9 protein-coding genes are annotated in these 9,887 nt (G+C 71.7%); 4 read left to right on the top strand and 5 right to left on the bottom strand.

Annotation, left to right across the window (positions count from 1 at the left end; all coding sequences use genetic code 11):
• Nucleotides 1–185: 185 nt before the first annotated feature.
• From GUY59_RS44295 to GUY59_RS44310, 4 genes are read left to right on the top strand one after another with little or no spacing between them, the layout of a single operon-like run.
• Complete coding sequence (locus tag GUY59_RS44295) at nucleotides 186–1,085, top strand: ABC transporter ATP-binding protein (RefSeq protein ID WP_138208166.1); 900 nt, start codon at nucleotides 186–188, stop codon at nucleotides 1,083–1,085.
• Nucleotides 1,082–1,846 carry a hypothetical protein gene (locus GUY59_RS44300; protein WP_138208167.1) on the top strand — a complete coding sequence of 255 codons (765 nt, stop codon included), beginning with the start codon at nucleotides 1,082–1,084 and terminating at the stop codon, nucleotides 1,844–1,846. The genes GUY59_RS44295 and GUY59_RS44300 overlap by 4 nt, the downstream gene beginning before the upstream one ends.
• Nucleotides 1,847–1,869: 23 nt before the next feature.
• A complete protein-coding gene (locus GUY59_RS44305) occupies nucleotides 1,870–2,571 on the top strand; it encodes a response regulator transcription factor (protein WP_138208168.1) in 702 nt (233 codons plus the stop codon).
• The gene (locus tag GUY59_RS44310) at nucleotides 2,568–4,064 is read left to right on the top strand and encodes a sensor histidine kinase (protein ID WP_138208169.1); all 1,497 of its coding nucleotides are present in this window, start codon (nucleotides 2,568–2,570) and stop codon (nucleotides 4,062–4,064) included. The genes GUY59_RS44305 and GUY59_RS44310 overlap by 4 nt, the downstream gene beginning before the upstream one ends.
• A 51-nt stretch (nucleotides 4,065–4,115) precedes the next feature.
• Here the strand turns inward: GUY59_RS44310 and GUY59_RS44315 are convergent, their stop codons facing one another.
• The 5 genes from GUY59_RS44315 to GUY59_RS44335 form a co-directional block, all read right to left on the bottom strand.
• The gene (locus tag GUY59_RS44315; protein WP_138208170.1) at nucleotides 4,116–5,069 is read right to left on the bottom strand and encodes an electron transfer flavoprotein subunit alpha/FixB family protein; all 954 of its coding nucleotides are present in this window, start codon (nucleotides 5,067–5,069) and stop codon (nucleotides 4,116–4,118) included.
• A 21-nt stretch (nucleotides 5,070–5,090) separates the two neighbouring features.
• Entirely contained in the window at nucleotides 5,091–5,870 is a 780-nt protein-coding gene (locus tag GUY59_RS44320; RefSeq protein ID WP_132341333.1) for an electron transfer flavoprotein subunit beta/FixA family protein, read from the bottom strand.
• Nucleotides 5,871–6,109: 239 nt separating this feature from the next.
• On the bottom strand, nucleotides 6,110–7,324 hold the full coding sequence (locus GUY59_RS44325; protein ID WP_138208171.1) for a serine/threonine-protein kinase: 1,215 nt from the start codon (nucleotides 7,322–7,324) through the stop codon (nucleotides 6,110–6,112).
• Between the two features lie 35 nt (nucleotides 7,325–7,359).
• A complete protein-coding gene (locus tag GUY59_RS44330) occupies nucleotides 7,360–9,171 on the bottom strand; it encodes a serine/threonine-protein kinase (protein WP_138208172.1) in 1,812 nt (603 codons plus the stop codon).
• 16 nt (nucleotides 9,172–9,187) lie between these two features.
• Nucleotides 9,188–9,887, bottom strand: a 700-nt coding sequence (locus tag GUY59_RS44335; protein ID WP_236668093.1) for a hypothetical protein, incomplete at its 5' end; no start/stop codon positions are given.

A 9,887-nucleotide genomic window follows, 5' to 3' on the forward strand; every position in this document is an offset into this window, starting at 1 on the left:
AGAGTCAAGGCGCTCAAGAGGAGCCGATACGGCCGAGCCAAGTTCGACCTTCTCAGGAAGATCATCCTCTGCGCCCCTTGAACGTGCTCACGATCAGTGACGCCGCCACACAAAGATCGCCAGAGCCCAGAGAACTCACAGATCCGCTCAGAACGCATCCAAACAGGCGACGCAGGCTGGATCGCATGATTCAGCTCACCTCACTGACGAAACGTTACGGCGACGTGGTCGCCGTGGACGATCTCACCTTCACCGTACGGCCCGGTCTCGTCACGGGCTTCCTCGGCCCGAACGGAGCGGGCAAGACCGCGACGATGCGCATGATCCTCGGTCTCGACCTGCCCACGTCGGGCTCGGCCACCATCGACGGCCACCCGCACCGCGACCTGCGGGACCCGCTGCGCGTGATCGGGTCGCTGCTGGACGCCCGAGCGGTGCACCCGCAGCGCACCGCGTACAAGCACCTGCTGTACCTGGCGCAGAGCAACTCCATCCCGGCCGTCCGGGTCGCGGAAGTGCTGGACCTGGTCGGGCTCTCCGACGTGGCGGGCAGGAAGGCGGGCGGGTTCTCGCTGGGCATGAGCCAGCGGCTGGGCATCGCCGCCGCCCTGCTCGGCGACCCGCCGGTGGTGGTGCTCGACGAGCCGGTCAACGGCCTCGACCCAGAAGGGGTCCGGTGGATCCGCGCACTGATCCGGGGTCTGGCGGCCGAGGGGCGTACGGTGCTGGTCTCCAGCCACCTGATGTCGGAGATGGCCATGACCGCCGACCGCCTGGTGGTCATCGGCAAGGGCCGGCTCGTCGCCGAGGCGGCGATCGACGAGTTCACGGAGGCCGGTTCGACCGTGCTCGTCCGTACGCCGGAGGCCGCCGCCCTCTCCCGGCTGCTGCGGTTGTCCGGCGCGCACGTACAGGCAGGTGACGAGGACGAACTGCTGGTCACCGGCATGACCGCGCCCGACGTGGGGCGGCTGGCGGCGGCGGAGGACGTGCCGTTGTTCGAGCTCACGCAGCGGCGCGTGTCCCTGGAGGACGCGTTCATGGAGCTGACCCGCGACAGCGTCGAGTACGGAGCGGCCCGATGAGCAGCGCGGGAGTGCTCGGGGCGGAGTGGACGAAATTCAGCAGCATCAGAGCCACGATGGTGCTGGCGTCGGCCGGCGTCGCCGTCGCGGCCGCGCTCGGGTGGTTGTTCGGCAACGCCACCGCCGTGGATTACGCGGTGGCCACGGCGCAGGAGCGGCTCGACTTCGAGCTACTGGCGGAGAGCATGCGCGGGCTGTACATCGTGCAGCTGCTGATCGCGGCGCTGGGCGTGCTGGTCGCCTCGTCGGAGTACGGGGCGGGCACCATGCGGGCCAGCCTGGCCGCCGTGGGCAGGCGTGGCCACCTGCTCGCCGCCAAGGCGGCGCTGACGGTGATGACCGCCTTCCCGGTGAGTGTGGCCGCGGTGTGGCTGATGTACGTGACCGGCCAGAGCACGCTGGCGGCGGCCGGCGCACCGTACCTGACGCCAGGGGAGCCGGGCGTGCTGCGGCTGCTGCTGGCCGGGCCGCTGGTGCTGACGGCGCTGGCGCTGTTCGGGCTGGCGCTGGGCTTCCTGCTGCGCGGTACGGCCCCCGCCGTCAACGTCAGCACCACCTTCCTGCTGATCCCCATGCTCGCCTCGGTCGCGCCCGACCTCGTGAGCGACTTCATCAGCCTCTACTGGCCCAATGCGACCGCCTTCCGGACGGTCCTGGGGATGGCGCCGTTGCCGGCGTGGGCGGGTTACGGGCTGCCGGCCGGGTTCGTGGCGGCCATGCTGGCGGCGGCGTTCGTACACTTCAAGAACCACGATGCCTGACCCGCGACGGTAGGAGGTGTCACGTGGGCGAACGGCTGCTCGTGGTCGACGACGAGCCGACGGTCAAGGAACTGCTGTCGGCGACGCTACGCTTCGCCGGTTTCACCGTGACCTCGGCGGGGACAGGCTCGCAGGCGCTGGAGGCGGCCAGGCGGGATCCGCCCGACCTGGTGCTGCTCGACGTGATGCTGCCCGACCTGGACGGCTTCGAGGTGCTGCGCAGGTTACGCGGCCTGCCGAGGGCGGGCGGCCGGCCCGGCCCGGTGCCCGTGTTGTTCCTGACGGCCCGCGACACCGCGGCCGACAAGATCAACGGGCTGCGGCTGGGCGGCGACGACTACGTGACCAAGCCGTTCGACCTGGAGGAGCTGCTGGCCCGCATCCGGGCCGTGCTCAGGCGTACGGGGGTGATCGCCGACGACCGCACGCTCGTGGTCGGCGATCTCGAACTGGATCCCGACGGGCACCACGTGACCAGGGCGGGGCGGCCCGTACGCCTGTCGCCGACGGAGTTCCGGCTGCTGCACCACCTGGTGCTCCACGCCGGACGGGTGCTGCCCAAAGCGGAGATCCTCCAGCGGGTGTGGCGCTACGACTTCGCCGGCGACACCAGCATCGTCGACACGTATGTCAGCTATCTGCGCCGCAAGCTCGACACCGGCGGGCCGAAGCTGATCCACACCGTGCACGGCGTCGGCTACGTGCTGCGTAAGCCGAAGCGATGATCGGGCGGCTGTCGTTGCGCGCCCGGCTGCTGGCGATCACGGTCGCGCTGCTGGTCTCCGGGCTGGTGACGATGAGCTCGATCGTCGTAGGGGAGCTGGGGCAGCAGCTGCTGCGCCGCGTGGACGCGCAACTCGTCCCCATCAGTCTGGTGCTCTCCGCCATCCCTCCCGGCCAGGTCGACACGATCCGGCGCAGGGCCGCGGAGTCACCGCTCAGCCTCTGGCATCCGGACCTGGCCGAGCAAGGGCTTGAGCGGCTCGACCTGATCGACAAGGGGCTCGGGCAGCTCGATCTGACGGCGTCGGGCTACACCGTCTACCTGTCGGCCGGCGGGACCGTGTCCCCCACGCTGGGGCGGGCGGACGGGCCGGGGCCGGACCTGCTGGAGGCCGCCGTCGCGACGGCCCGCGCGGGCGAGCCGTTCACGGTGGCCGGCGCGGGCGGCCAGGAGTGGCGGGTGGTGGTACGGCCGTACGCCGCGAGCGAGGGCGGCTCGCCGGCCCTCGTGGTGGCCACGCCGCTCGACGCGACGAACGCGACGGTGGACCGGGTCCGGCTTGCCTGCCTGGTCGGCGGGACGGTGCTGCTCGCCGTGCTGGCGCTGGCGGGCGGGTTCGCGATCAGGGCGGGGCTCGCCCCGCTGCGCCGTGTGGAGGAGACCGCGGCGGCCATCGCCCGCGGCGACCTGACCAGGCGCGTTCCCGAGCCCGCCGCCCCGGACACCGAGGTGGGGCGCCTGGCGCGCTCGCTCAACACGATGCTCGCCCAGATCGAGCAGGGGGTCGCGGCGAAGGTGGACTCCGAGGCCCGCATGCGCCGGTTCGTCGCGGACGTCAGTCACGAGCTGCGCACCCCGCTGTTCGGCATCAAGGGCTTCTCGGAGCTGTACCGCATGGGCGGCACGGAGGCCGAGCCCGCGCTGGCCCGCATCGAGAGTGAGTCGGGACGGCTGGCCCGGCTGGTGGAGGACCTGTTGCTGCTCGCCGGGCTCGACGAGGCCGAAGGCCCCGAGCTCGACCTCACCCCGATGGACCTGCGTACGCTGGCCGCGGACGCCCGGCACGACTTCGCCGCGCTCGACCCGTCCAGGCCGATCGCCTTCACCGGACCGGACGGCGGGCCGGCGGCGAGCGCTCCCGTGCTGGGCGACGAGGCCCGGCTGCGGCAGGTGGTCAGCAACCTCGTCGGCAACGCCATCACTCACACGTCACCCGGCACGCCGGTCAGGGTGGGCGTCGGCACGGAGGGGTCCGAGGCGGTGCTGGTCATCTCGGACGAGGGTCCGGGGCTGGCGGCGGAGGAGGTGGAGCGGGTGTTCGACCGCTTCTACCGGGCGGACGGCTCACGCGCGCGGGCGACCGGCGGGGCGGGGCTGGGGCTGGCCATCGTACGCTCCATCGTCACCGCCCACGGAGGACGGGTGGAGGTGCGCTCCGTGCCCGGCGAAGGAGCGGCCTTCCACGTGCGCCTTCCGGCCCTTCGCGGGCAGTGATCCCACGAAAAGGGACGGCGCCGCGTCGTGCGGCACCGCCCCCTTCAAGCCCTACTTGCGCTTGGAGACCTCTTCGGTGAGCTGCGGGACGACCTGGTGCAGGTCGCCGACGACGCCGTAGTCGGCCAGCTCGAAGATCGGCGCCTCGGGGTCCTTGTTGATCGCGACGATGGTCTTCGCGGTCTGCATGCCCGCCCGGTGCTGGATCGCGCCCGAGATGCCGGCCGCGATGTAGAGCTGCGGCGACACCGTCTTGCCCGTCTGCCCCACCTGGAACTGGTGAGGATACCAGCCCGCGTCGGTGGCGGCGCGGGAGGCGCCGACGGCGGCGCCGAGCGCGTCGGCCAGGCCCTCGATGACCGAGAAGTTCTCGGCCGAGCCCACGCCGCGCCCGCCGGAGACGACGATCGCGGCCTCCGTCAGCTCCGGCCTCGCGCCCTTCTCCTGCTTGACCCGCTCGACGACGCGGGCCGCCCTGGCGGCGTCGGTCAGCGCGACCGTCACCTCCTCCTCGGCTCCGGCGCCCTGGGCCGGCTCGGGGGCGGTGGAGTTGGGGCGTACGGCGACGATGGGCGTGCCCCTGCGCACCCGGGAGTGCACGTTGACGCCGCCGCCGAAGATGGACTGGTCGGCCACGAAGCCCTCACCCAGACCCACGGCGTCGGTGATGACGCCGGAGTCGGTCTTGACGGCCAGCCGGCCGGCGACCTCCTTGCCTTCGGCGGTGGCGGCCACGAGCACGGCGGCGGGCGACTTGGCGGCCACGAGCTGGGCCAGCAGCTCGGCCTTGGGCGCCACGACGTGGTCGACGATGTCGCTCGACCCGGCGACGTAGATCGTCTCCGCGCCGTATTCGGCGAGCCTGGCCCTGGCCTCGGGGGTGATGCCCGGGCCCGCCCAGACGGCGGCGGGCGCGCCGAGGGAGCGGGCCAGGGTCAGCAGTTCGAGCGTGACCTTCTTGACCTCGCCTTCGACCTGCTCGACGAGAACGAGAATTTCCGACATATCAGTTGTTCTCTCCCGTGCTCAGATGAACTTCTTGGAGGCCAGGAACTCGGCGGCCTTGGCGCCGCCGTCGCCCTCGTCCTTGACGATCGTGCCGGCGGCGCGCGGGGGCGCGGGGGCGAAGTCGACCACCTCGGACCAGGCGGCGGCCAGGCCGACCTGCGCCGGGTCGATGGAGGCGTCGCCGATGGCCAGCGTCTCGACCGGCTTCTTCTTGGCCGCCATGATGCCCTTGAACGACGGGTAGCGCGGCTCGTTGATCTTCTCGACCACCGACACGACGGCCGGCAGCGTGGCCTCGACCCGGTCGTAGCCGTAGTCGGTGATGCGCTGGACGGTGATGGACGTGCCGTCGACGTCGACCTTGTTGGCCAGCGTCAGCTGCGGCGCGCCCAGGCGCTCGGCCAGCATGGCGGCCAGCACCCCGGTGCGCGCGTCGGTCGACTCGGAGCCCAGGACGACCAGGTCGAACCCGATCTTGTTGAGCACCTGGGCCATGGCGTACGAGGTGGACAGCGCGTCGGAGCCGTGGAGCGCGTCGTCGCTGAGGTGGACGGCCTTGTCGGCTCCCATGGCCAGCGCCTTGCGGATGGTCTCGGTGGCCTTGGCGGGGCCCATGGAGAGCACGGTCACCTCGCCGCCGTGGGCCTCCTTGAGCTTCAGTGCCTCCTCGACCGCGTATTCGTCGAGCTCGTTGACCACGCCGTCGGCGGCGTCGCGGTCGAGCGTGTTGTCATCGGACCGCAGCTTGCGCTCGGTCGCCGTGTCGGGGACCTGCTTCACGCAGACGACGATGTTCATGGCCGGTGGCCGACCTCCCGTGTTCGCGTGCGCCACCGCCTCACTGCGGTGGGCGCCGAATGCAATGCTGTCCAGACTGCCAGGTGCCCGCCGGGCTCCCGACAGAGGGTGTGCCATGGTCTGGCGTTATGTTACCCATGAGTAGTTGGTGTGCAACCGCCGGGTGGGGCGGCCGGCGAGAGGATCCCGCCGGCTCCACCCTACCGAACTTCATTCTGTTCGTTGCCCAGGGGTGAGGATCACGCCGACAAGAGGAACACGATCCCCACCACCAGGGCCGTGCCCGCGAACAACGCCAGCGTGAACGTGCTGAACACCGCCGCCAGCCCGAAACAGAGCCCGACCGCCCCGGCCACACTGACCATATCCGTGACGACACGGCGCCGCCGATAGAGGCCGCGCGTGAAAAGCGCCACCCCGGCGTCGGACACCACACCCAGCGCGTACGCCGCCAGCAGGAACAGCGCCACCTCGGGCAGCGTCTCCTCGGCGGCGGCCGCCAGCAGCGCCACGAACAGCCCCGAACCGATCACCCACCGCCTGCGCACCTTCTCCCTGTGCCGCGCCCGCGACTCCTCCACGGACCGCTGGGGGCGCTCCTTGCCCGGCCGCCACTCCCTCGTGCTCGTGTCGTCGGCGGCGGTGCGCGAGCGTGCCACCGCCGGGTGTGCGCGAGGCACGTGGGAGACGGGCGCCACATCGAGCCTGGCGCAGATCTGCGCGGCCGTCGGCCGCGCAGCGGGATCGGTGGACAGGCACTCGGCTAACAGCGGCTCCAACCAGCCCGGCACACCTTCCAGGTCGGGCGCGTGGTGCACGACCCGGTAGGCGACCGCCGACGCGGGCCCCTGCCCGTACGGCTGCCGCCCCGTCGCCGCGTACGCCAGCGTCGCCCCGAACGAGAACACGTCGGCCTCCGGGCCCGCGCTCCTGCCCTCCAGCACCTCGGGAGCCAGGTAGCCGGGCGTGCCCACCACCGCGCCCGAGGCCGTGACGGACAACGAATCGAGGGCGCTGGCGATGCCGAAGTCGATGACCACCGGCTCCCCCTCCGTCATCATCACGTTGGCCGGTTTGAGATCGCGGTGCACCACGCCCGCCTCGTGCATGGCGAGCAGCGCGTCGGCCAGCCCGTGAGCCAGCAGGCGCAGGTCAGCGACGGGAACGGGCACAGCGCTGAGCGGCCGGCCCTGGACGTAGCGGGTCACCAGGTAGGGGCGGGAACCCTCGAGCGAGGCGTCCAGCACCTCCGCCACGTGCGGCCCGCCGACCCTGCGCATGGTCTCGACCTCGCGCGCCAGCCTGGCCAGCGCGCCGCCGTCGGCCGCGACATGCGGATGCAGCACCTTGACGGCGACCGTACGCCCCTCGGCGTCGAGCGCCAGGTGCACCTCACCGAATCCACCTGCCCCGAGCCGGGAGAGGAGCTCATACGGACCGAGCCTGTCGCCCATACTTCTTCTCTCCCCCCGGGAGCCCGCGGGGACACTCAGTTCCAGGGAGTGAGGAACCCCAGCCCGAGCCCGTCGAGCAAGCTGTCGATCATTCCGGTGATCAGGCCCACCGTGGTCTGCCTGGCGTCGCTCGCCAGGTCTTCGATCACGGTCTCCGGCGCCCGCCACGGCGCCCACACCGCCTCCTGGCCCAGCGCGAACATGACCGCGAACAACGCCGCCGTGCCCATCAGCACGACCGCGACCAGCGCGGCTCCCGGGCTGCGCAGCACGCCGGTGAGCGTACGGGTGACGGCCTTGCGGGGGGCGCCGCCGCCGGGCAACACGAACAGGCCCGCCACGAACGCGCCCGCGGCGTAGGACGCCGCCAGGTTGACGCTCATCTGGCCGACCCAGTGGAGCATGCCCCAGACGCAGACCCCGAACAGCAGCGCCAGCGGAACGTGCACCGCCGACACGAGCGCGGACTTGACCAGCGCCCACGGTGTGCCCACCACGACGAGCCACGGGTCGGCCGCGCTGCTCCCCCGAAGCTGGCGGCGCTTGACCAGGTCGCCGAAGAGGTATTCGCCGATGCGCAGCACCAGCACGATGGCGACGGCGATCGCGCCCACCATGACCGGCATCATCACGGTCAGCGCGACCAGGGTGACCAGCATGAGCAGCCCCACGAACTGGCTGCCGAACAGGTATTTCTTCCGCTCGGACGGCGGAGTGTACGTTCGCGGCTCGGGCGGCGGAGTGTAGGGCCTGGCCTGGGAGGGAGCGGTGGGCCGCGGCGCCGCGTAGCCCGCCACGTGCTGGTCGGGACGTTGCGCGGGCGGCCGGGCGGAGACCGGCGCGGGCACGTAGGGCGGCGGCCGCTCCTCGCGCCGCGGCGGCGCCTCCTCGTAGCGGGGAGGAGGGTCGGCACGACGCTGGGGCGCCGGCGGCGCACCGTATTCGACCGGCGGCAGCAGGTCGGAGAACGTGTCCATGGTCCGGGTGCGGTTGCCCACGCGCTTGGTGCCCGTCGGGCCGTCGAACGAGGCCTCGTTGAACGTGGTCACCGACGGGTCGAGCGCCTTGGCCATCCGCAGCAGCTCGTGCGCGTCGGGCCGGGCCGACGGCTCGACCTGCAGCGCGCGGGTGAGCCAGCCGCGCAGCCACACGGGCGCCTTGTCGATCTGCGCCCGGCCTTCCATGATGTTGAAGCAGACCGCCTCGAACGTGCCCGTGCCGAACGGCGGCGCCCCCGTCGCCGCGAAGAACACCGTCGAGGCCATCGCGTGCACGTCGGCCGCCTGGGTGATCTCGGAGTCGCGGATGATCTCGGGCGCGAGATAGCCGGGCGTGCCGACGAACATGCCGGTCTGGGTGAGCCGGGTGGCGTTCACCAGGTGGGCGATGCCGAAGTCGATGACCAGGGGCTCACCGTCGACGAGCATCACGTTGGACGGCTTGAAGTCACGGTGGATCACGTCGGCCGCGTGGATGGACACCAAGGCCCTGCAGAGCCCCTGGGCGAGCCTGATGAGGTCGCGTGCCTCCAGCGGGCCCTCGGCCAGGACGGTGTCCTCCAGCGTGCGGCCGGGCGCGAAGCGGGTGACGACGTAGGGCTGGCCGCCGACGAGCTCGGCGTCGATCACCTCGGCCACGTGCGGGCTGCGCACCCGGCGCATGGTCTCGACCTCACGGGTCAGCCTGTCGCGCGCCTTGAGGTCGGCGGCCACGTGCGGATGGAGCACCTTGATCGCGACCTCGCGGCCGTCAGCGTCGAGACCGAGGTGGACGACCCCCATGCCGCCTTCGCCGATCTTCCTGACCAGCCGGTAAGGGCCGAGGCGCTCTGGTGCCTGGGTGTTCATCGCCACCTTCCCCGCGTCATCCTCCTGAATTCCCCCTCAGACTTTCGAGCTGCTTCACCACTGGATCGACGTTCAGCGGAGTCCATACGGCCCCCTTTGGCTTGTCCCCGAACGTGCCGTAGGCGAGGATCAGTGAGAGCGCGGCACCCGCCGCGAGAACTCCCGCCATCACCATCGCCGCTGTTCTCGAGGGTACGAGCGATGAGAGCGTTCTGCGCATCTGCTTGCCCGGTCCTTCGACCCCCGGACCGGCGCACACCGTCCACAGGGCGATCGCGGCGCCCCACGCCAGAGCGTAGGACGGGTCCATCCTGGCGACCACGGTGAGCAGCAGCGTCACCGGCAGCCCCAGGATGACGGCGTAGAGCAGCAGAGCCAGCGTGATGCCCGCCGACTTGGCGAGCTCCTTGGGGAGGGAGAGCACCCTGACCACGTCGAGCGCCGCCGCGCCCGCGGCCCGGCGCGCCATCAGCGCGGGCTGCGCCAGGTCGGCCGCCCGCAGCAGCACCGCGACCGGGATCGCCAGCACCGCCACCAGCACGGGCGCGAGCACGGCCGCCACGATCATGATGACGAGCAGCATGGCGCTCGCCACGCCGTAGGCCCTGGAACGCTGCAGCACCTTCCCGGGCGACACGGCAGGGATGAAGGGCTCACGCTTCGTGGGGGCGGGATGGTAGTGGGACTGCACCGGGATGTAAGGGGGCGGCTGGGCG

The organism is Nonomuraea sp. K271 (genome assembly GCF_009908215.1).
Lineage (GTDB): Bacteria > Actinomycetota > Actinomycetes > Streptosporangiales > Streptosporangiaceae > Nonomuraea > Nonomuraea longispora.

Excerpts from the sequence above, each read along its gene's own strand:
- GUY59_RS44295 (WP_138208166.1), top strand. The coding sequence starts at position 186 with ATGATTCAGCTCACCTCACTGACGAAACGTTACGGCGACGTGGTCGCC.
- GUY59_RS44300 (WP_138208167.1), top strand. The coding sequence starts at position 1,082 with ATGAGCAGCGCGGGAGTGCTCGGGGCGGAGTGGACGAAATTCAGCAGC.
- GUY59_RS44310 (WP_138208169.1), top strand. The coding sequence starts at position 2,568 with ATGATCGGGCGGCTGTCGTTGCGCGCCCGGCTGCTGGCGATCACGGTC.
- GUY59_RS44315 (WP_138208170.1), bottom strand. The coding sequence starts at position 5,069 with ATGTCGGAAATTCTCGTTCTCGTCGAGCAGGTCGAAGGCGAGGTCAAG.
- GUY59_RS44320 (WP_132341333.1), bottom strand. The coding sequence starts at position 5,870 with ATGAACATCGTCGTCTGCGTGAAGCAGGTCCCCGACACGGCGACCGAG.
- GUY59_RS44325 (WP_138208171.1), bottom strand. The coding sequence starts at position 7,324 with ATGGGCGACAGGCTCGGTCCGTATGAGCTCCTCTCCCGGCTCGGGGCA.
- GUY59_RS44330 (WP_138208172.1), bottom strand. The coding sequence starts at position 9,171 with ATGAACACCCAGGCACCAGAGCGCCTCGGCCCTTACCGGCTGGTCAGG.